We start from the raw sequence: 21,235 nt of genomic DNA, 5'->3' as shown, positions 1-21,235 counted from the left end.
GCCGATCGTCGCCGTGCGCACCGCCGACGGGCGGCTGCGAGTCCGCCTCGGGCACCGCCGCACCCTGGCCGCCATCGAGGCCGGGCGGCCCACCGTGCCCGTCGTCGTCGCCGCCGACGAGACCGTCGGCGACGCCGCCGAGGTGGAACGGCTGGTCACCCAGTGGGCGGAGAACGAGCACCGGGCCGGGCTGACCACCGCCGAACGAGTCGGCGTGATCGCCCAACTGGCCGCGTTCGGGATCAGTCCCACGCAGATCGCCAAGCGGACCCGCGTCAAGCGCGGCGAGGTCACCGCCGCCCTCGCCGTGGCCGGATCGGACCTGGCGCAGGCCGCGACCGTCCGCTACGACTTCCTCGACCTGGCCCAGGCCGCCACGGTCGCGGAGTTCGAGGACGACCCCGAAGCGGTGAAGGCCCTCGTGCTGGCCGCCAGGGGCGGGCAGTTCGACCACACCGCGCAGCGGCTGCGCGACGCTCGCGCCGAGACCGCCGAGCGGGCGCGAGTCGCCGACCAACTGCGCACCGCCGGTATCACGGTGATCGACCGCCCCGGCTACGGCAACACCGCCACCGACCTGCAGCGGCTGACCGACACCGACGGGGTCCAGCTCACCGCGGACAGCCACGCCGGATGCCCCGGCCACGCGGCATACGTGACCACCCTGTCCGGCTACGTCACCCCCGGCGCCGAACTCCCGACCTCCGACGACGCCGGAACCCTCGACGACCCGGAGGAGACCGAGGAGGCGGGAAACCAGTCGCAGCCGGTGTGGCGGTCCTGGATCGGTGCCCGCTACGTCTGCACCGACCCCGCCGGACACGCACACCGCGACCGCTGGGCCACCTCCGAATCGGATGCCGACCGCAAGAAGATCGCCGAGATGGACGAGGGCGAGCGGGAGGCCGCCCGCGCCCAGCGCCGCCACGTGATCGAGTCCAACAAGGCGTGGGCCAGCGCCGAGACCGTCCGCCGGACCTGGCTGCGCGCGCTACTGACACGCAAGACCGCGCCCAAGGGCAGCGCAGCGTTCCTCGCCGCCGCGCTCGCCCACGACGGCACCATCGTCACCGGCGTCGGCGGCAACCAGCTGGCCGCCGAACTCCTCGGCTGCACCGAGACAGCCAGCTACGGCCGATCCACTGCGCTCGCAGACCTGGTCGAGCAGGCCAGCGAGGCCCGCGCCCTGACGCTGGCCCTGGGCCAGGTGCTCGCCGGCTACGAGGAGTGCACCGACCGCTCAGACTGGCGCACCGTGCGCCCCCACACGGCGCGCTACCTGCGGTTCCTCCAGTCCTGCGGCTACACCCTGGCCCCCGTCGAGCAACGAGCCTGCGGCGAGCAGCCGCCCCCGAACGTGCCGCCGGCCGAGGACGAGACCGGCGGACTGGACGAACCCGAAGCAGCTAACGCACCCTGATAGCCGGCTGGCCGCTCCGTCCCCCCGTGCGGGGTGGCCAGCCGCCTCACAACCTGCTCTTCTCGGTGCCGACCCCTCGCGCCACCGCGCCGCCCCCCTGCAGTAGCACCCCTTCCCACTCCCCGACTCATCCGGCCTCATCGCCCGGGCCAGCACACGACGAGACAGCCGATCGACCAGCCAGCCCGCCCACTGGAGATTCCCCGGACCATCAAGATCACGAGCCGACACACGTCTTGCACTGTCGGTCAGACCAGCGCAGGTCGACAAGGGCCATGCCCCACACCAGCACGTGTGCGATCGGCTGCGACATCGGCCATCTGGCCATCGACGGCGTCGTCGATACCGCCCGCCCGGCAGTCGGTGGGATCAGTTGCGCCCGGCGCGAGCCTGTCCTTCTCGGACGGTACGTCGGCGCCCACGTGGACGGCGCTGGACTGCGTGGTGATCGATCAGTCATGCCTGGCAGGGGCAGTTGACGGGTCCCCGAGGTCGTGGCGCGGCCCGGTCTCCCTCGACGCTGCTCCGTTGATGATCGGGCTGGTCGACGCCTTGCCATCCGGTCGCTGGCGGAATGCAGCGCCGTGGCGGAAGCGAGAGAGAGCGTTGCGCCCCGGCTGCTGGCATCCGTTGGGACTGGAGAAGAACTGGAGGTTGCGCTTCTACCGTCCGCGGCCGTGATGTCGCTGCACAAGCTGACCGCCGGAGACGGCTACGTCTACCTGACGCGGCAGGTGGCGGCCTTCGACGCGACCGACCGGGGCCACGCCGGGCTGGGGGACTACTACTCGCAGCGTGGCGAGTCCCCCGGCCGGTGGGCAGGGGCCGGTCTGGCTGGCCTCGGTGGGCTGCAGGCCGGCCAGGCGGTGAGCGAGCAGCAGATGATGGCGCTGTTCGGTGAAGGCCGGCACCCGGACGCCGCCAGGCTGGAGCGGGATGCGCTGGCGGCGGGGAGGTCGGCGGAGGAGGCTCGGGCGGCCGGAGCGCTGGGGCAGCCGTTTCTCACCTTTCCTGCCTCCAGTAATAGCTTTCGGGCTCGGTGCGCCGAGGAGTTCGCGGCCTTCAACACCGCCAGAGGCTCGCCGCGAGACGCGCCGATCCCGACTCAGGACCGAGCCGACATCCGGAGCGCCCTGGCCAAAGACATGTTTCTGGAGGCCTACGGCCGCCCGGCGCGGGACGCGCGGGAGCTGTCGGGGTTCGTGGCGCGCGCCTCCCGGCCGGCGACCACCGCGGTGGCTGGCTACGACCTCACCTTCTCCCCGGTCAAGTCGGTCTCGGCGCTGTGGGCGCTTGCCCCACCGGAGGTGGCCGCGCAGATCGAGGCCGCCCACGCCGCGGCGGTCGCCGACGCCCTGTCCTGGCTGGAGCACAACGCCAGCTTCAGCCGGCTGGGCGCCGGTGGCGTGCGGCAGGTGGAGACCACCGGATTGATCGCGGCGGTGTTCACCCATCGGGACTCCCGGGCCGGGGATCCGGATCTGCACAGCCACATGGCGGTGAGCAATAAGGTGCAGACCCGCGACGGTCGATGGCGGGCGCTGGACGGGCGGGTGCTGTACAAGGCCGCGGTCGCCGCCTCGGAGCGGTACGACACCCGGCTGGAGGCCGGGCTGGTCACCCGCCTCGGCGTCCGGTTCGCCGACCGCCCGGGCCGGGATCCGGGCCGGCGCCCGGTGCGGGAAATCGTCGGGATGGACCCGCGGCTGCTGGCCGCCTGGTCCTCCCGGCGGCAGGCCATCGAGGCCCGCCGCGGCGAGCTGACCGCGGGCTTTCAGGCCGACCACGAGCGGACCCCCACGACCTGCGAGGCGATCGCGCTGGCCCAGCAGGCCACCCTGGAGACGCGGGAGGCCAAACACGAGCCCCGCTCGCTGGCAGAACAACGGGCCGCCTGGCGGCGGCAGGCACTCGGCGTGCTCGGCGGGCCGACCGGGCTGTCCCGCATGCTCGCCGACGTCTTGCGGCCCCGGACCCCGTCGCCTCCCCGCGCCACCGAGGCCTGGGCGCGGACGGCCGCCACCCAGGTGCTGGACGCGGTCTGCGCGCAGCGGGCCACCTGGCAGCTCTGGCACGTCCGCGCCGAGGCCGAACGCGTCGTCCGCACCGCGGCTCTGGCGCCCGAGGAGGTAGATGCCGCGGTCGCCGGCATCACCGAACGGGCGCTCTCCCCGGCCCTGTCCATCCCGCTGGGCGACCCGGATCCGGCGGTGGAGCCGCCGCAGCTGCGCCGCTCCGACGGCGCCAGCGTCTACACCGTGGCCGGCGCCCAGCTCTACACCTCCCAGAAGGTGTTGGACGCCGAGGCGCTGCTGCTGGCCGCGGCCGGCCGCACCGACGGTCGGCGGGTCGACCCGGCCGTGGTGGAGCTGGCGCTGCTGGAGGCCACCGCCAACGGCATCGAGCTCAATCCCGGCCAGGCGCAGCTGGTCCGCGAGCTGGCCGGCAGCGGCGCCCGGGCGCAGCTGGCGATCGCGCCGGCCGGTGCGGGCAAGACCACCGCGCTGGCCGCCCTCGCCCGCGCCTGGACCGCCGGCGGCGGCACGGTGCTGGGTCTGGCGCCGTCGGCGGTGGCCACCACCGCATTGCGGGAGGCCATGGGTGCCTCCTGCGACACCCTGGCCAAGCTGGTCTGGGCCCTGGACGCCGACCCGCTGCCCGACCGGTCGCCCGACATCGGGCCGGGCACGTTGGTGGTCATCGACGAGGCGGGCATGGCCGGCACCCTGGAGCTGGCTCGCGCCGTGGAGCACGTACTGGGGCGCGGCGGGTCGGTGCGGCTGGTCGGTGACTCCCAGCAGCTGTCCTCGGTGGCCGCCGGCGGCGTGCTGGCCGAGATCGCCGCCACCCATGGCGCGGTGACGCTCACGCAGCTGGTGCGCTTCACCGACCCGGCCGAGGCCGCGGCCACCGTCGCGATCCGCGACGGGGACACCACCGGACTGGGCTTCTACCTCGACCACGGCCGGGTACACGTCGGCGACCTGGCCACCTGCGCCGATCAGGCCTACGCCGCCTGGGCCGCCGACCGAGCCCGCGGCGCCGACGCGCTGCTGCTGGCCGCCACCCGCGAGGTCGTTGGGCAGCTCAACGCCCGGGCCCGGGCCGACCGCCTGGCAGAGCTCAGCGGGCCGTCGGGTGCTGAGGTCCTCCTGGCCGACGGCACCCGGGCCAGCGCCGGCGACCCGATTCTCACCCGAGCCAACAACCGCGCCCTGCCGATCACCGCCGTGGACTGGGTGAAGAACGGCGACCGCTTCACCGTCACCGCCGTACGCCCCGACGGCGCCCTCGCCGTCACCCACACCGCCACCGGCCGCCGGATCACCCTGCCCGCCGACTACACCCGGAACCATGTGCAGCTGGGCTACGCCAGCACCGTGCACGGCGCCCAGGGCAGCACCGCACAGACCTGCCACACCGTGCTCACCGGCACCGAGCCCCGGCAGCTGCTCTACGTGGCGCTCTCCCGCGGCCGAGCCGCCAACCACCTGTATCTGTCCACCGCCGGCGACGGCGACCCGCACAGCGTCATCAGCCCGGCCGCAGTATCCCCGCCCACCGCCACCGACCTGCTGGCCGACATGCTGGCCCGCGACGGCGCCCAGACCTCGGCCGCCCAAGCCCGCCGGGCGCTGTCCGACCCCGCCGAGCAGCTGCACTCCGCCGCCACCCGCTACGCCGACGCGCTGCGGTTCGCCGCCGAGCACCACCTGGGCAGCCCGACTGGAGAGAAACTGGAGAACGCCGCCGAACAGCTGCACAAGGGCCTGACCTGCGCAGCGGCCTGGCCGACCCTGCGCGGGCACCTGGCGCTGCTGGCCGTCGGCGGCGCCGACCCGATCCGGGCGCTCACGGCCGCGGTCGGGGCCCGGGAACTCGACAGCGCCGCCGATCCGGCGGCCGTCCTGGACTGGCGACTGCACGTCCCCGGCCGCACCGGACCGTTGCCCTGGCTGCCCGGCGTGCCGGCAACCCTGACCGCCGACCCGCACTGGGGGGCCTACCTGACCGGCCGCGCCACCCACCTGCGGCAGTGCGCCGACCGGATGGCTCAGGCGGCCGCCGCGATGACACCGGCCACCGCCCCCGCCTGGGCACAGCCGCTGCTGGACCCGCAGCACGGTTCGCTGCGCGCCGACCTCGCCGTCTGGCGCGCCACGCTCGGCGTTCCCGACAGCGACCGGCGCCCCACCGGCCCACCCCGACAGGCAGCGGCCGAACGACAGCACCAGCGGCAGCTCGACGACGCCGTCGTCACCGCCGGCCCCACCCGAGGCGGTGCGGTATGGGCGGCGCTGGCCGACAGCGTCGACCCCCGCATCCGCCGCGATCCGCACTGGACCGCCCTCGCCGACCGGCTGGCCGCCGCCGACCGCGCCGGCCGCGACGCCGCCGGCCTTCTGGTCGCGGTGGCGGCCCAGCGGCCGTTGCCAGACGACCTGCCCGCCGCCGCCCTCTGGTGGCGCCTGGCTCCCCACCTCACCCCCGCCAGCGTTCCCACCGCGCCGGGCGCCGCGGCGCTCCGGCCCGACTGGTGCCCGGCTCTGCTGGACCTGCTGCCCGACCAGCACACGCAGCGGGTGCTGGCCGACCCCGCCTGGCCGGCCCTGGTCACCGCGGTCACCACCGCAGCCCGCGCCGGCTGGCCCCCCGCCGATCTGCTCAACACCGCCGTCGCCGGCCTCCCCGCCGCGGTGGTGAACGACCAGACGAGCACGGGGCTGGTAGAGGCGCTGGTGTTTCGGATCGCCGCGCTCACCGACCCCGCCCCCCTCGACGCTCCCGAGCCGCTGCCCGCCGACCTCCAGCCCCCGGACGACGCCCACCACCTCTACCCGCTCGACGTCCCGCCCGCAGTCACCACGACCGCCCCGCCCGACCTGCCCACCGGTGACGAGCCGGCCCCCTTCGACCCCGACTACGACACCCCACCGCCAACGGCCGCCACCGGGTACCTCACCCCCGACCCGTTGACTGCGACCGGTGCCCTGGAGGCCGGCGACGAGGCGGACTACCTGCTCGAGCAACACTTCTGGGCCACCGCCGCCGTCGGCCGCGAGCGGCTCATCGAGCTGCACACCCAGGCCGCCGCCTTCTTCACCGCCCACTACCCCGACTCGTGGGCACCGGGCTACCTGCGCCAGCGGCTGGGCACCGACCTCGCCACCGATCCGCGATTCAGCCCCGGATACGCCCCGGCCGGCTGGACTGCCCTGGTCGACCACCTGCGCCGTCGCGGCGCCACCGACGGCGAGCTACTCGCCGCTGGCCTCGCCCAACGGGCCCGCACCGGAGCACTGATCGACCGCTTCCGCGACCGGCTCACGTTCCCCATCCGGGACACCGACGGCGCCATCCGCGGCTTCATCGCCCGCCGCAATCCCGCCGCTGCCGACGACGACCGCGCCGGACCGAAGTACCTCAACACCCCGAGCACCGACCTGTTCCGCAAGGGCGAGCACCTGCTCGGGCTCTACGAAGGCCGCCAGGCACTGGCCGAGGGGGCCACCCCCGCTCTCGTCGAAGGGCCGATGGACGCCATCGCCCTCACCCTCGCCACGGACGGGCAGACCGTCGGTCTCACCACCCTCGGCATCGCCACTCTCGGCACCTCCCTCACCGACCGGCAAGCCGACCTGCTCCGGCCCTACCTCTCCGCCGAGGGGCCCGGCATCCTGGTGGCCACCGACAACGACCCCGCCGGGCAGCAGGCCGCCGAACGCATCTTCTGGCAGCTCACCGCCCGCGGTGGCGATCCCCGCCGACTCGCCCTGCCCCACGGACTCGACCCCGCCGACCTCTTCCACCGCGACGGCGCCACCGCGCTGCGCGCGGCCATCGACACCGCCGACAGCCTCGCCCACCACCTCCTCGACGCCCGCATCACCGCAGCCGCGGGCGACGGCAGCCCCTCCGCGGTCAGGGACGCGGTGCGCGAGGCGGCGGCCATCATCGCCGCCCTGCCCCCAGCCCGGTGGCTCACGCACATCGACCACGTGACCAACGCCCTCCAGCTGCCCCCGGGCACCGTCCACATGGCCGTGCTCGACGCCAGGCCGACCCCCGCCGTGCCGCCGGTCACCGGCGTCTCCAACCGTCCCCCACGCAACCCGTCCCGCCGGGGACGGTCGGCAGTCCAGGGCGGCACACCGCCAGGCCTCTCCACCAGGCACGCACGGAACGCCCCAGGTGTCCGCCCAGACACCGGGCCACCTACTCCCTAACCCACAGCCCGCCCGTGGCTGCCGGGCCACAGACGGGGGCGACAAGACCGCGTCCAGGTGGGTCCTCGGAAAGGGACTCCAGGTGGATCCTCGGAAAGGGACCACGTGGGTGCACCACCACGATCACCGAGCAGCGCCACGCCCCCAACGAAGCGCCGGTGACCGATACGGCCGCTAGTTCACCCGGGCGGCACAGGAGAAGTTCACGGACGCCGGCAAGACGCCTGGTGGCGTCGGCGCCGGTGAGAACCCCGGCATTTTGTCACCCGCCTGGTGCAGAGTCACAGTCCAGGTCTGGACGACGAGCCCGGGAGTGGAGATGGCGTACGCCGAATGGAACCGCGGCCGTACGGATATCTGCCGGCTGTCGGCAGCCGCACCGGCCGTGCTGCTCAGTACCTTGTTGGTCACGTTCGCGTTCAGTTGGCTGGCCCGGTCGACCTTGGTCGCCCTGATCGCCTGGCTCGTGTGTGCACCCCTGCTCCTGCCGCAACGTCCCGTGGAGCGCTTCGTCGTCGCCACCATGTTCCATTTCCGCACGCCGAGCGGTCGGGACGCCGAATGGCTGAACTGGCTGCGGGGAGAATGTGAACACCCACGATGCGGACTCATCGGCGCCCCCGTGGCACGAGACTTGGACTGGTACGTCATCGAGGACCGCCAGCCGAACGCCTTTGCCGCGGGACGTCACTCCATCGCGATCACCACCGGTCTCCTGCACCGGGTGCACGCCGGTCACCTGACCCGGAACGAGCTACTGGCGGTGGCGCTCCACGAGATCGGCCACCATGCCGCTGGAGACACCCGGCACGGACTCGTGATCTGGTGGCTGACCTGGCCCTGGCAAACCGTTCGCCTGTTCGCGGTCCGACTCGGCCACCGGATCCCGCCCTTCGGCGCCGGTGCGGTGCTCACACCGGTCGTTGTCGCGGTGGCCATCTGGCGGGTCGCGACCGGAGGAAGCCCTGGAGCACAAGCTTGGGCGACGATCGCCGTGCTCAGCGCTGCCCTGCTCGCCGCCTACGTCCAACCGGCTGTCGAGGCCGCGATCAGTCGTGGCAGTGAACGGTCCGCCGACGTCTTCGTCGAGAGACTGGGACTGGGGTCGGCCTTGGCGTCTGCACGGCAGAAGCTGGATCGAAGTGACCCGGCCCGAGCGACGGTCTAACGACCGGACCACGGCTGGACGACAGATGGTGTCGGGCCTCTGGCGTCGGTGGCCTGGGGCGACAGCGGACAGAGGTGCGCCTTCCCTGAGGCTCACTCGGACGACCGCGCCGTCGATCTCGGCGCCGGCACGGGGCAGGTGGCGGTGCGGCGGGCGGTGCTCGGCTGGGGTGCTGGGCCTCTATCCGGAGCCGGACATGCTCATCCAGCTGCGCCGCCGCGCCCACGATGCACAGCTGGCCAACCTGGTGCGCGCGCTCGCCGACTCCGATCTGCCGCGCTGGCCTGAGCCACCGGACCGGCCTGGCTTCGGGCTGCTGACGGTGGCCGACGCGGTGCAAATGGATGGACCCCGGCAACAGCGCGGCTCCTTGAGCCTGTTGATCGCGCTCGACGGTGTTGCCGCCCGAGGCCGAGTTTCCTCGGTGGCGGCGAAGCGCCCGCCGGCCGGGCACACGATCCCCCGGGCACCGCCGTCGCCGCGTGCAGCAGCGTGCCGGTGAGGGCCGTCCCTGCAAGACGCCGACGCTGGCGCTTCGTGGTCGCGCTACACGACTCACCGGCGCTTGGGCACGGGGGGGCGTCATCCCCGGCCAGAAGGGAAGGAGGGGAAGGCTTGACAGCCATGTCGGAAATTGCGACATTGACGTTGTGACATCGGACGTTGGTGGCGGGTTGCCGGCGCCGGGAAGCACGTTCTTCCCGGCCGGCGGCCCGACCGTGCCAACGTCACCGACCGCGCCGCCGGCAGGCAACCTCGCCCAGCGCCTCACCGCCATCACCGGCCTGACCAGAGCGTCCCTGCAGAAGCTGGACCACCCGGCGCTCCAGCAGACGCTGCTGGAGTTATGTGCCCAACTGGGCGGCCGTACGACGGCGGATGTCGCCGCCGGTGAGCTGCACGAGAACGGCACCCCGCGCATTCCGAGCCTGGTCGCGGTGTGGCTCATCGGACGGGTGTCGCAGGCCTATGCCCCCGGCCGGAAGCTCGTGAAGCTCTCGCAGGTCCGCGACGCCGAGGTCCTTCGCAGCATCGGCGGCGTCACCGATCTGCTGATCCGCTCGATCCGCACCGACATGGGAGAAGACCCGCATGAGTAGCTACATCCCGCCCGCTCCGAACGTCAGCCAGGCATGGCTGCGCACCCTCGAGCGGGTCGTTGCCGGTGGCGGACACGCCATCAATGTGATCAGCACGGTCGAGGACCCGTGTGCGGCAGAGGACCCGCAGGTCCGCTCGGCGGTCGACGAGGTCCTGACCGGAGGCCGCCGCAACGGCGTGCGGATCCAGTCGGTCGATACCGTGGCCGGCACCATCTTCCCCGCCGAGATGTACGCCGACACGGGGCTCGCCTACGGCCTCGGCCTTGGTCCTGAGGAACTCGGGAAGCTGGATGCGAGCGCCGCTGACCTCTACGCGAGTTACACCGAGATGTTGCCGATCCTGACCACGGACACGGCGAACAAGTCCGGGACCTACTTCGGCCGGATGGTGAGCTGGCCGGGCAGGACCGGCGGAGGCATCAACCAGATCGCCGACCGCATCACGCGCCTGCGCCGCAGCCGCGACACCAACAGGGCCCAGCGCAATCTCGAGGACATCGCGGTCGGCGGCGAGGCAGAGCTTCTCGCCGACTGCGCCGGACTGCAGGTCTACGCCGCCAGCGACCGGCGCGAGCGCGGCTTCCCCTGCCTCGTGCACGTTGATCTCACCCTGTACGAGGGGCGGCTGAGCATGGCTGCGACCTATCGGCACCAATACCTGGTGACGAAGGCGTACGGGAACCTGCTCGGGCTCAGCCGCCTGCTCGGGTTCCTGGCCCAGCACAGCGGCTTCGAGGTCGGTGAGCTGATGGTGAATGCGACCTTCGCGGATGCCGAGCAGGGCACCTACACAAAGCAAGGTGTCGCAGACCTCCTCGCCGCCGCCCGGGACGGGTCATAGCCATGCGGACCCCCCTCGGGGTCGGTGTGGACATCGTTGCGATCCCACAGCTGGAAGCCATGCTCACCACCGGCGGTGCGGCCTTTCGGCAGCTGTGCTGGACGGCCGACGAGCTGGCCTACTGCGCTGGCTCCACGCCGAGGCTCGCCGCCAGGTGGGCAGCGAAGGAAGCCACCATGAAGGCCCTTGGCCGGGGGATCGGGGCCATCGCACCCACCGATATCGAGGTCGCCGGGCGGGAAGGACAGCCGCCGACCTTGCGGCTGCACGGGCCGGCCCTGGCAGCGGCCCAGGAGCAGGAGGTTGACCTCGCCCTCTCAATGAGCCACGAGGCTCACCTGGCCATCGCCTTCGTCGTCGCGACCCCTCGTCGGACCGGCGAATGCGGACGGTGCCATCTGGAAGGTGGAAGCGTTGGAACCGAATGAGCAGCAGGCGGTCGGCGCCCGGCTCCGGGCAGCCCGGGAAACGCTGGGCCTCACCCAGGAGGATGTCGCCGGCGCGCTCGGGATCCAGAGGACGAGTGTCATCGCGATGGAGGCCGGCAAGCGGAATGTCAGCGCCCTCGAACTGCGACGACTGGCGCGCCTATACCGGCGCAGCGTGGCGTGGATCCTCGGCGAGGAGGAAGAGAGCGCGCAGACCCCCGAGGAGGATCGCGCCCTCTACCGGGCGACCGCCGAACTCTCGCCGGAAGACAAGGCGCAGGTGCTGCGGTTTGCCCAGTTTCTCGCCGCGGCCAACTCCGCACCTGGCGCGGCCGGGATGCGACCGCGGGCCGCGCGACGCCGTCGCACCAACACCTCGGAGGACAACTGATCGATCATGGTGACCCGTTCTCAAGCCCGGCATGCGGTGCAGGAAGCCGACCGCGTCTTGGACGACCTCGGCGTCGACCAGGGGCTCCCGGTCGACGTGTTCGACATCGTCGACCAGCTTGGCCTGTGGCTGGTCTTCAACCGCCTCGACAACCTCCTCGGCGCCGTGATTCCTCGCGGGGATGGCGGCATCATGCTGAGCACCCAACGAGGAGCGGCGGTGCAGCGGTACACCGCCGCGCACGAGATCGGACACTGGGTCCTCGACTACGGCGAAGCCAGCTTCGACACCGAAGACGACGTCTACCACCCGGCGGCCGAACGCGAACTCCTCGCTCAGATTTTCGCCAGCCACCTGTTGATGCCACCCCCGCTGGTCTACGCCGTCGGCACCCGATACGGCGTCCACGACGCGCGCACTGCGACCCCGGCGGCCGTCTACCTCATGGCCCGCGACCTCGGGGCCAGCTATGAGGCCGCAGCACGGCAACTGGCTAACCTGGAGATCATCAACCGGACCCGCCGCGACGAGCTGCTTCGGGTCAAGCCCGCCACCATCAAGACGGAGCTGTGCCGAGGGCACCGACCCACCGGCCCGGTCGACGTCTGGCCGATCGGGTTGGACGCCGCGGGCACTGCACTCACCGTCACCGAGGGCGACGAGATCGTTCTCCTGCTCCCCGAGAACCGAACGACCGGCTACCGCTGGCTGACCGACGACGATCTTGAGCGCCGCGCTCGGCACGCCGTCAGCGAGCCGCCCGCCATCGATGAGGCAGACACGGTGGGCGCTCCACGGGGGTGGCGACCGTCGCGCAGCCGCCCGCCGGCGCCTGCCGCCGCGGTGGAGCAGGCTTTGGACCGCCTGCCCGGCAACGCGGGCGCCGTTCGGATCCTTCCACCGCCCGGGCCCGCCGCAGCCGGAGACCGCCCACCACAGGCCGGCCACACCGTGGCCGTGGTCGACGACCAGTTCCTGGTCTCTCGCGGCGCCGTGGCGGCCTCCCAGCGGAGGGCAACACGGCGAGCGATCGCCCGAGGCGGTCAGGCGCCACCCGGCGGCGCGGCGCACGTCTCCTCGCTACCAACCCCGGGGGGCCCCCGCCCCGCGGTCTCCATCGCCGGCACCGGCACGCGGCTGCTGGCCTTGCGGTCGGTGAGCGAGGGACCGGACGCCGTCCAACTGGTCTACAGCTCCGCCCACGACCCCGCCGCAGCACCCGTGGAGACCTACCGGCTCGACGTGCAGGTCACCCCCGCTCCGGAGGTGCTCCGTCGGCGCGCCTACCTCGACGTCGATCTCGACCAGGCCGAGCCGGACGGCGATGAGCTCCAGTAGCGGCCCATCGGCGCCCCAGCCCGACGCCAGCCAGCCGGCACGCACCAATGTCGACCTCCGCCCGCTCATCTCCAGCAGCCTCATGGACCAGGGAGCGCGACCGGTCTGCCTCCCGTTCGCGCTGAGCCACGCCCACGACGCCCTCCTCGACGCGCAGACCGGGCCGGGGGCCAGCACGGCGATGGCCCCCGAGGCGGTCTGGTGGCACTGCACAGTGCACCGGCAGACCTCGCTGGGCGGCATGCTCCTGGAAGACGGCGCCCTCGCCCTGCGCGACTCGGGCCAACCTCCCCTTGCCGACTGGCCATGGAATCCCCACCTCGGCGTTGGCACCGAGGATCCGCCGACGGCGGCCGGGAGCCCGCCGTGGCAGCAGGTCGCGGCCGCCGAGCTCCACCTCGCGCACGACGGCGTCGAGGACCCCATCGAAGACGCGCTCGCCGCCGGCCACCCCGTCGTCCTGATCGTCGAGGTGACCGACGAGTTCGACGACGCCGGGCCCGACGGATCCATCGACGTGCCCGACATTCGCAGCCCCGAAGGCGACTACCACGCCGTGCTGGTCGTGGGAGCGGCCACCCACGCCGAGCTGGGTCGCCGACTGCTGATCCGAAACAGCTGGGGACCGTACTGGGGTGCCGGCGGCTACGGCTGGCTGCCGCTGGACTACCTGGTCGCCAACGCGCTGCAGGCCGCTGTGCTGATCGCACTGCCACCGACCGATGGAGCACCGTAATGGACATCGACGACTATCAGCAGGCAGCAGGCCGAAGCGACATCTTGCCGTCCGAGGAGTTGACGCTGCCCCTGCTCGGCCTCGCCGGTGAGATCGGCAACCTCGCGGCCGAGCTGAAGAAGCGGCAGCGGGACGCCCTCGGCTATCGCGGATTCCGGGACGAAGTACGCGAGGAACTCGGCGACCTCATCTGGTACGCGGCCGCGCTGGCTCGGCGCTGCGACCTCGACCTCGGACAGGTCCTCACCGAGAACCTGCAGAAGACCGAGGAACGCTACCTCCGCCCGCCTGCACCGCCGCCGCACGAACTGTTCGACGACGGGCTGGAACCCGCCGAACAGCTCCCTCGCCAGATCGACATCACCTTCGCCGAATCAGTCGAGATCGATCGAGGCGCCGGCCCCGTGCCGGTGGTGCGCATCTATCGTGGCCCCAGCACCGTGGGGGACCCGCTCGACGACAACAGTGACGACAACGACGACTACCGCTACCACGACGCCCTGCACTTGGCCCACATGGCCGTGCTGGGCTGGTCACCCACCATGCGAGGCCTGCTCGACGTCAAGCGACGCAGCGACCCCGATGCCAACCGGATCCAGGACGGCGGCAGAGCGGCGGTGATCGAAGAAGGGCTCGCCGCCTACGTCTTCTCGGTCGCCGCCGAGCACAGCTTTTTCGCCACGGGCGACCGTGTCCCGGCCGATGTCCTCAAGGCCTGCCGAAAGATGACTGCGCACCTCGAAGTTTCCCGGCGAAGCTCGGCGGACTGGGAGTACGCGATCCTCACCGGCTATGAGATGTTCCGCGCCCTGCGCGAGCACCGCGGCGGCACCGTGCACGCGGACCTCGTCGCACGCACGCTGACCTTCACCCCGCCGGCCCCGAAATCTCGGCCGGCGCCGTCGCTGGCCCTGAAACTGGGAAAGCTGGTCGTCTTCGAAGGCCTGGACAGGGCCGGCAAGAGTACCCAGCGCGACCTGCTCGAGTCGGTGCTCGATGCCGGCTCGACCACCTTCGCGCACATGCCGTCTGGGTTCACCGACTTCACCCGCCGCCTGTATCGCCTGCTCGAGACGAAGCCGCCGGTACGACCGCTCGCGCGGCAACTCGCGCACCTGTCCTGCCACAGCGAATCCATCGAGGAACTGATCGACTCCACCCGCCGCGGAGCTCTCGTGCTCGACCGCTGGTGGTGGTCGACCTTGGCCTACGGCTGGTACGCGACCGGCGGCGAGCTCGGCCTCTCCGAGGCGACCTTCCGCTCGCTGGTCAACGAGGTTTGGGGAAGCGTGGAGGCAGACCTGGTCTTCCTCTTCCTCCACGCGCACCTGTCCGACGTCAACAACGCCGACGGAGTGAAGGAGGGATACGAGGCGATCGCCGCGGCCGACCCGGACCGCGTGGTTATCGTGCCTCCTATGAGCGCGTCAGACACGCACGACTTCATCATCACCGAACTGCGGCAGCGCGGGCTGCTCGAGCCGGACGACAGCCGGTGAAAGCTCGCGGCCGGCCGCTGCCGGCGCCGGATCGAGACGCCACTTCGGCGGAAAGACTGGCGGCCGCAAGGGCCCCTGGGGGCTGAATCGCTGCTTGATGCGCGTCCGGTTACCGACGCCACGACGCGATGGGTGGGCAATGCGCGCGTACTTGTCGGTCTCACAGAAGAGATTCTGACAGTCGATCAACTTCAGGGGTCGTCCGAACAGGTCGCGGAACTCGACCCCGTAGTGCCCAATTTGCTCCTCCTGGGTGTCGGCCATCCACCGGATGACATCCGGCGCGGCGACCCCCTCGGCGTCCGGAAAACACTTCCTCAGGCCACTGACCGCTCCCGGCCCGGCCACCACGAAGTCGTCCTCGTCGAAGTCGATCAAGGTCGAGTAGTTGAGGTCGATCGTCAACTGATACGCCAAGAACGGCCCGAGCGACGGATACGAGGCCAAGAGCAGGAAGACGTCTTTCAGACTCCTGGCTCGCGCCAGCTTCCCGTCGAGGCCACTGGTCATCATGTGCTCGATCAGCGCCAGATGGTTTCGATGTTTTCGGGTGTGCCCGAACGGCGGGGGTGGCACGATGTAAGCGGCAGAGTAAATGCGGTCCTTTTTGGCCATGAGGTGGTCGAGGATGCCGGCGTAGACGTCAGCATCGAAGTCGGCGGCGCTGATCTCGCGCCGCTCGGCCTCTAGGGCATTCCACGTCTGGGGTTTGTTGAAGAACCTGAACAGCAGGGTGCGGAGAAGGACATCCGAGGCGGCCTGGGGGCCGTTGTAGATCACCCGGATGAGGTCCTGGGAGACACGGTCCGCAGCCCGGTAGGCGTTGGTGAACCGGTACTGAGCGACGATCGGATCAGTGGTCCAGGGCGCCGGCTGCCCGGCGAGCCGCGCGTGGTAGACGCGCTGACGCTCGGCGGCGAGGGTCCAATAGCTCGCCAGCACCTCCGAGGCGGCGACCTCGCGTCCAGCAACCCGTCCCGTCCACACCCGACTCATCAACTCCATGACCTTTTCATCGGCAGACCCACCCCACCAGAAGGTCGGCGCCGTGGCCCCGGCGTTTCGGCTCGGCTGTGGTGTTGACCACCGGACGAGGGGCCTCTCGTCGCCCGGGATGCTATGCGTCCGCACCGACAGAATCAGCTCATGCGGGCCGGCCAGTGTTGCGGTGTCGTAGCTGTGTCGCCGCGTCGACTGGAGCGCCGTCACCTGCGTCCGAGCCTTCGTCGTCGCCGCAAACCGGGAAGGTCGAGGGAACGTTCCGGTGATGCCCTGCGACCTCCTCGGCAGCGTTGGCGTCCAGCCCGAAGGCTGCGTCGCCACGCGGCGTACCTAGGCGGGCGGGAGACCGGTGACCGGATCCACGGAGGACAAGTTATCCAGATCACGATGGGCATGCGACTGCCTTAACGGGGCGGCGGGTGGGGTGCCGGCTGATGGCGCGACCGGATCGCAGCGATGTCGCGCTCGACAGCCTGGACGCGGAGCAATCGGCCGGTCACGCCTCGGAGCAGCGCTTCCCGGTCGGGTCGGTCCGGCAGGTGACGTTGCTCCTGCTCGCCTGTCCCGGGGCGGTACAGCGTTTCGACCAGTCCGGTGGACAGGTCCGCGGCGCGACCGACGGCCTGTCGCAGCCGGTCGAGGTCGGCGCCGGTGGCCAGCACGTGGCGTCCGGCGATCACTGCCTCGATCCGGTCCTCGGGCATGTTCTCCATGGGGGGCAGGTCCCGGGCGGAGGCGTACAGCCGTCCGGTGCGAGACCAGTGGTCGACGGCCGCGAGGAGCCGGTCGGCGAGGGTGGGCAGCTGGCCGGCAACCTGCTGGGCCATGCCGTCCGTGTGCCGCACATCGTGGTCGTCGCCGTGGTCGTCGCCGTGGGCGGGGAGGGCGGAGAGTCGGTCGATGTTGGTGTGCAGGGCGCCGGCGAGGGACCGTGCCCAGGCGACGACGCCCCGCGGATCGACGGGCCCTGCTCGCCGTCCGTCGTCGAAGACGGTGCTGGCGCGGCCGGCCTGGTGCCAGGCGAGCCCGGCCACCACCAGTGGGCCGGCATCGTCGCCGGCGACGGCCGCGTCGAAGGTGGCGGCTCTGCGGCAGGTGATCTCGGCGGCCGCGACGGCGGCGCGGAAGTCGCGCAGCGTCAGGTCGTTGCCCCCCTGAGCGCGGTCCAGGGCGGCGGTGAGGGCCGCGGCTGCGTCGAGGGCCGTCATCTCGGACGGCCCGCGCGGGGTCGCGGTCAGGGGCACCGGTCGGTCAAGGAGTCCCCAGCCGGTGGCGGTCGGTGGATCGGCCTGCGCGTCTTGTTCGAGGGTGGCGGCCAGGGCGCGCACGGCGGCCAGCTCGGGTGCCGCGGTCCGCGGGAGGAGCCGGCGGCCGAATCGCGCGCAGGTGTCGGCGGTCTCGGCCACCTCGACGGCGAGTGCCCAGCGGTGCGAGCGGCCCATGATGGCCCGGTCGCGGCCGGCGAGGTCGGCAGCGGCGCCGGCGAGGTCGGTAAGCGGTCCGCCGTGGTGTGGCCACAGCAAGCCGGCCGTGGTGCAAGCGGTGGCCAGTGCGGTGACGGTGCGCTGCCGCGTGCTGTCGCGGGCGGTGAGCCCGTCGTCGGCCAGTCCGGACAGCGCCCGGCCGAGGTGGGCCAGTGCTCCGGTGACGTCCTCGATGGTCGCCGCCCCGGGGTCGGCACTGGCTCGGTCGTTGAGGCCGCCGAGCAGCTGCCGCAGGGTGGTGGCCACCGCTCAGCCCAGCCGTCGCAGGGCGTGGCGGGCGGCGCGCGCGGCGTCGAGGACGGGTGTGCTGGCGAAGGTGCCCTCGTCGAGCAGGCCGAGGGCACCCATCGCGGCGTGGATGCTGGCGGCCGGGTCGCCGTCGATCAGCGGGACCGGTTGGGCGCGGGCGCCGGCGAGCTCGAGGAGCTCGGCCGCGTAGAGACAGTCCAGGGCAATGTCGGCGGGCACCTGCTCTCGGTCGGCGCCGACGGCGTCGAGCAGTGAGGCGGCGTAGCTGAGCGGGTCGGTGGGCGGGTCGAGGCTCACGTGTCTCCTTCCTTCGCGGGGTGGGTCGAGGCTGCGTCGCTGGGGCACGCGGGTGGGGAGCCGGGGCGGATCTGTGGACGATGGGTTGCGTTGTGCCCAGCCGCGACGGCACCGGCCGGGTGCAGCACGGGCAGGTTGAGGACGGTGGCCGGGCAGTCGTCGAGCAGCCGCCAGTGCAGCTCCCGGCCGGGATGCCGGGCGGGCAGCGGGCCGGCGGTCGCGAGTTCCGGCAGTCGGGTCGCCACGTCGTAGCCGGCGAGGCAGGCGCGGGTCAGGGAGGCGGCCAGCGGCGGCCAGTCGGGGCCCACCACCAGGCGGGGATCGATCCGTGCCACGGTCGCCTGCCAGGCGCTGGTTGCGCACTCGGGGTCAGCGGAGGCGTCGTCTGGTTCGCTTTCCAGATCCGCGGCGACCAGCAGGATGTGCGCGGCGATGGTGCGCCGCCGCCGCTGGGTCGGTGCGTCGCGCCAGGCGGCCAGCAGCTGCGGGGTGTGCCGTGTCATCCACCTTCGGCTGACTCGCACGCCGTCGATCAGCGCCACCCAGTCGTCGCGATCGGGCCCGCGCGGGGAGGTGCTTGTCACCGGTGTCCTCCCTCGACGGCGAGGTCGGCGTCGAACAGCGCACGCCGGGCAGCTGACGCCGGGCGGCTGTCGTAGTCGGCGGCCCAGGAGCGGGCGGGCCAGTCGGTGTGCCGGCCGGGTGGGCAGCCGATGCCGAGGCGCTCGGCCATGCGGGCGTGGAAGGCGGGCAGGGCGTAGCGGTGCCACTCCTCCAGCGCGTGCGGGCCGGTGGTGTCTGCGGCGGCCAGCCGCAGGCAGGCGAGCACCGCGAGCTCGTGCAGCAGATGCGGGTGGCGGGGCCAGCAGGAGGGGATGGCGTGGGCGGTCTGCCAGGCGTAGGTGTGGTTGAGCCAGGCGGCGACCCGGTCCAGCCAGGGCCACAGCTGGGCCCGGACTCGTGGCTCGCAGGTGGCCGGGTCCCACGGGCGGTCCAGCAGGTGCAGCCCGGTGAGGGGAAGGCCGGCGTCCTCGACCTGCTGCAGCTGGTCCAGCGCGGCGCGGACCTCCTGCGGCGGTCGGGGGAAGACAAGGGCCAGGTCCGGGGTGGTCATGGGGCCTCCCATCGGGTGGGGGTCAGGTCGGCGTCGGTGGGCACGTCGTGGGCGCGGCCGGTGCGCTGGGCCAGCGACGGGGTGTGGCTGCGGGCGGCGGCGACGCGGTCGCGGGCGGCGGCCTGGGCGGCGAGAAGCTCTGCGCCGCGGGGCCCCGTGATGCACCGGGTGAGTCCGGCGATCATCGGCGGCGCATTCTCCGCGACGACCAGCGCCCGCCCCGGCGGCAGCTGACGGATCTCTTCCGGCCGCAGCACGGGCACGGTCTCGCCGTGCGTGGACCGGGACCAGCCGGCTCCGGCGTAGCTGTAGGAGCTGCGCCGGACCCGGGTGGTGCCGAGCAGGTCGGACAGCTCGCGGTAGAAGGCGCCGTCCTTGCCGCCGCCGAAGGCGACGATGACGTTGGTCAGGCCGAACAGCGCACGGGCCTCGTCCTCGCCGTAGATGAGCACGAGCTGCCGCCAGGTCTGGGCGGCGTAGACGAAGCTGATTCCGAGTGCGCGGTCGTTGGCCATCCGGGTGCGCAGGGTGGGCAGCGGGGCGGTGGAGGGCAGCTCGTCCAGGCAGGCCAGCAGCGGTGGGCACAGCCGACCCGTTGGTGTCCTGCCGGCCAGGTGCAGGGCGGTGTCCAGGACGTGCTCGGCCAGCGCGGTCATCAGCGGGGACGCCGAGGCGTAGGGGTCCTCGCGGCCGAGCAGGTAGATGGTGCCGCCGGCGGCGAGCAGCTCGGCGACGTTGGTGGCCGGCCGGCCGGGTGCGGGGATGCAGCGGCGGCGGATGTCGGCCTGGAAGAACAGCGCCAGCGCCTGTTGCACGGTGGTGGCGGTGTTGCCGGCGGTGCGCGGGTCACCCTGCAGGGCGCCGTGCAGCAGCCCGTCCCAGAACGGCGCGGCATCCGGGTGACCGCGCAGGACATCCACCGGCTGCGTGCTGGCCTGGGGGTGGGCGGCCCACTCCAGGACGCCCTCGATGGTCCGGCCGGTCAGGGCGGCGGCGTGCAGGTAGGCCTGCAGCACCTTGGCCGCCTCGAACGCGTAGAACCGGGCCGCCGGCTCGGTGACGCCGCCGGTCACCGCGCCGGTCACCGTGCCGGCGGTGAAGGCCTTGGCGCGGCGCTCGGCGAGCATCGGGTTTCGGCAGCCGGCCACCGGGTCCCACACCAGCTCCGGCAGGCCGGGCACGGCCCCGAAGGGGTCGAGAACGGCGACCGGCCGGCCGGCGGTGGTGCGGGCGTCGACGGTCAGGAGTAGGTCCTCGGCCTTGGTGAGCGTCACCATCGCCGCGCCGGGCGCGTCGAGGAGGGCCGGGGCGAGCAGGTCGAGGGTCTTGCCCGAGCCCTGCGGGCCGTAGACGCCGGTGGTCCGGTCGAAGGGGACCCACAGCTGTCCGGCGGCGGGCACGGCGGCGCGGCCTAGCCGCCATCCCACCGCGTGCGGGTCCCCGGCCGCCGGTCCGGCGCCGAGCGTCCGGTGGGGCGGGGGCAGGTCGGGGCGGATGAGGGGGGCGACCCGGCGCAGCCGGGCGCGGCCGAGCACGTCGGCGGCCTGGCCGCGGGTGGCCATCCCGGATGGCGTGCGCAGCAGCCGGTGGAGAGTCCAGACCGATGCCCCGCTGCTGGCCAGAAAGAGGACCAGCGCCGCCGCGATGGCGGTGTACACGAACGCCGAGGAGGGCAGCGCCGCCGCCTGGGCGGCATCCAGGCCGGCGGTGCGGTCGCCGGTCAGCAGCCCGCCGACCGAGGCGAGCAGGGCAGCGGACCCGTGCGGCCACATCCAGCCCGCGCCGGTCAGGAGTCCTGCGGCGGCGCGGGCGGCCGGCAGCAACAGCGCAGCGGTCACCAGCCAGACCAGGGTCGCGGCGGCCGGGATCTCCCAGCTGGCCGGGCCGACGTCGGGATGCGACCGGCCGGCGCTCACCGCCGACGTCCAGCGTCCGTCG

At 72.7% G+C, this 21,235-nt stretch carries 17 protein-coding genes; 11 read left to right on the top strand and 6 right to left on the bottom strand.

Annotated features, from left to right (window positions below; translation table 11 throughout):
• The 11 genes from E4P40_RS10490 to E4P40_RS10440 form a co-directional block, all read left to right on the top strand.
• A partial coding sequence (locus E4P40_RS10490; protein WP_209305263.1) for a hypothetical protein occupies positions 1-1,420 on the top strand: 1,420 nt, incomplete at its 5' end.
• 680 nt (positions 1,421-2,100) lie between these two features.
• Positions 2,101-7,647 carry a MobF family relaxase gene (mobF, locus tag E4P40_RS10485; protein WP_135158581.1) on the top strand — a complete coding sequence of 1,849 codons (5,547 nt, stop codon included), beginning with the start codon at positions 2,101-2,103 and terminating at the stop codon, positions 7,645-7,647.
• Positions 7,648-7,966: 319 nt separating this feature from the next.
• A complete protein-coding gene (locus E4P40_RS10480) occupies positions 7,967-8,815 on the top strand; it encodes a M48 family metalloprotease (RefSeq protein ID WP_135158579.1) in 849 nt (282 codons plus the stop codon).
• 196 nt (positions 8,816-9,011) lie between these two features.
• The gene (locus tag E4P40_RS10475; RefSeq protein ID WP_135158578.1) at positions 9,012-9,317 is read left to right on the top strand and encodes a hypothetical protein; all 306 of its coding nucleotides are present in this window, start codon (positions 9,012-9,014) and stop codon (positions 9,315-9,317) included.
• Entirely contained in the window at positions 9,298-9,915 is a 618-nt protein-coding gene (locus E4P40_RS10470) for a hypothetical protein (protein WP_135158577.1), read from the top strand. Before E4P40_RS10475 ends, E4P40_RS10470 begins: the two co-directional genes overlap by 20 nt.
• Before the next feature lie 85 nt (positions 9,916-10,000).
• A complete protein-coding gene (locus E4P40_RS10465; protein WP_135158576.1) occupies positions 10,001-10,759 on the top strand; it encodes a hypothetical protein in 759 nt (252 codons plus the stop codon).
• A 2-nt stretch (positions 10,760-10,761) separates the two neighbouring features.
• Positions 10,762-11,187, top strand: coding sequence for a holo-ACP synthase (locus E4P40_RS10460; RefSeq protein ID WP_135158575.1), 426 nt, complete (start codon positions 10,762-10,764; stop codon positions 11,185-11,187).
• Positions 11,174-11,578, top strand: a complete 405-nt coding sequence (locus tag E4P40_RS10455; RefSeq protein WP_209305262.1) for a helix-turn-helix transcriptional regulator — start codon at positions 11,174-11,176, stop codon at positions 11,576-11,578. Before E4P40_RS10460 ends, E4P40_RS10455 begins: the two co-directional genes overlap by 14 nt.
• 6 nt (positions 11,579-11,584) lie before the next feature.
• Positions 11,585-12,916: an ImmA/IrrE family metallo-endopeptidase gene (locus E4P40_RS10450; protein ID WP_135158573.1), complete on the top strand. Its 1,332-nt coding sequence runs from the start codon at positions 11,585-11,587 to the stop codon at positions 12,914-12,916.
• Complete coding sequence (locus E4P40_RS10445; RefSeq protein ID WP_135158572.1) at positions 12,903-13,652, top strand: C1 family peptidase; 750 nt, start codon at positions 12,903-12,905, stop codon at positions 13,650-13,652. The genes E4P40_RS10450 and E4P40_RS10445 overlap by 14 nt, the downstream gene beginning before the upstream one ends.
• On the top strand, positions 13,652-15,151 hold the full coding sequence (locus E4P40_RS10440) for a MazG nucleotide pyrophosphohydrolase domain-containing protein (RefSeq protein ID WP_135158571.1): 1,500 nt from the start codon (positions 13,652-13,654) through the stop codon (positions 15,149-15,151). The genes E4P40_RS10445 and E4P40_RS10440 overlap by 1 nt, the downstream gene beginning before the upstream one ends.
• Here the strand turns inward: E4P40_RS10440 and E4P40_RS10435 are convergent.
• The 6 genes from E4P40_RS10435 to E4P40_RS10410 all read right to left on the bottom strand — a co-directional run bounded on the left by E4P40_RS10435 (position 15,080) and on the right by E4P40_RS10410 (position 21,213).
• Positions 15,080-16,474 (bottom strand): nucleotide kinase domain-containing protein, encoded by a 1,395-nt coding sequence (locus E4P40_RS10435; RefSeq protein ID WP_209305261.1) that lies wholly within the window; start codon positions 16,472-16,474, stop codon positions 15,080-15,082. The two genes, E4P40_RS10440 and E4P40_RS10435, sit on opposite strands and share 72 nt — an antisense overlap.
• An 83-nt stretch (positions 16,475-16,557) precedes the next feature.
• Entirely contained in the window at positions 16,558-17,883 is a 1,326-nt protein-coding gene (locus E4P40_RS10430; RefSeq protein WP_135158570.1) for a hypothetical protein, read from the bottom strand.
• Positions 17,884-17,886: 3 nt separating this feature from the next.
• Positions 17,887-18,183 carry a hypothetical protein gene (locus E4P40_RS10425; RefSeq protein WP_135158569.1) on the bottom strand — a complete coding sequence of 99 codons (297 nt, stop codon included), beginning with the start codon at positions 18,181-18,183 and terminating at the stop codon, positions 17,887-17,889.
• Positions 18,180-18,767, bottom strand: coding sequence for a hypothetical protein (locus E4P40_RS10420; RefSeq protein WP_245160251.1), 588 nt, complete (start codon positions 18,765-18,767; stop codon positions 18,180-18,182). The genes E4P40_RS10425 and E4P40_RS10420 overlap by 4 nt, the downstream gene beginning before the upstream one ends.
• Complete coding sequence (locus tag E4P40_RS10415; protein WP_135158568.1) at positions 18,764-19,297, bottom strand: hypothetical protein; 534 nt, start codon at positions 19,295-19,297, stop codon at positions 18,764-18,766. Before E4P40_RS10415 ends, E4P40_RS10420 begins: the two co-directional genes overlap by 4 nt.
• Entirely contained in the window at positions 19,294-21,213 is a 1,920-nt protein-coding gene (locus E4P40_RS10410) for a TraM recognition domain-containing protein (RefSeq protein WP_135158567.1), read from the bottom strand. Before E4P40_RS10410 ends, E4P40_RS10415 begins: the two co-directional genes overlap by 4 nt.
• Positions 21,214-21,235: the final 22 nt, after the last annotated feature.

This window comes from Blastococcus sp. CT_GayMR20 (assembly GCF_004570345.1).
The sequence above is the reverse complement of the archived record's forward strand: the minus strand, read 5'-3'. Positions and strand labels throughout refer to the sequence as shown.

Bases quoted from the DNA above. Each gene is read 5' to 3' on its own strand.
- mobF (WP_135158581.1), top strand. From the start codon at position 2,101: ATGTCGCTGCACAAGCTGACCGCCGGAGACGGCTACGTCTACCTGACG.
- E4P40_RS10460 (WP_135158575.1), top strand. From the start codon at position 10,762: ATGCGGACCCCCCTCGGGGTCGGTGTGGACATCGTTGCGATCCCACAG.
- E4P40_RS10440 (WP_135158571.1), top strand. From the start codon at position 13,652: ATGGACATCGACGACTATCAGCAGGCAGCAGGCCGAAGCGACATCTTG.
- E4P40_RS10415 (WP_135158568.1), bottom strand. From the start codon at position 19,297: ATGACCACCCCGGACCTGGCCCTTGTCTTCCCCCGACCGCCGCAGGAG.
- E4P40_RS10475 (WP_135158578.1), top strand. From the start codon at position 9,012: ATGCTCATCCAGCTGCGCCGCCGCGCCCACGATGCACAGCTGGCCAAC.
- E4P40_RS10450 (WP_135158573.1), top strand. From the start codon at position 11,585: ATGGTGACCCGTTCTCAAGCCCGGCATGCGGTGCAGGAAGCCGACCGC.
- E4P40_RS10445 (WP_135158572.1), top strand. From the start codon at position 12,903: ATGAGCTCCAGTAGCGGCCCATCGGCGCCCCAGCCCGACGCCAGCCAG.
- E4P40_RS10480 (WP_135158579.1), top strand. From the start codon at position 7,967: ATGGCGTACGCCGAATGGAACCGCGGCCGTACGGATATCTGCCGGCTG.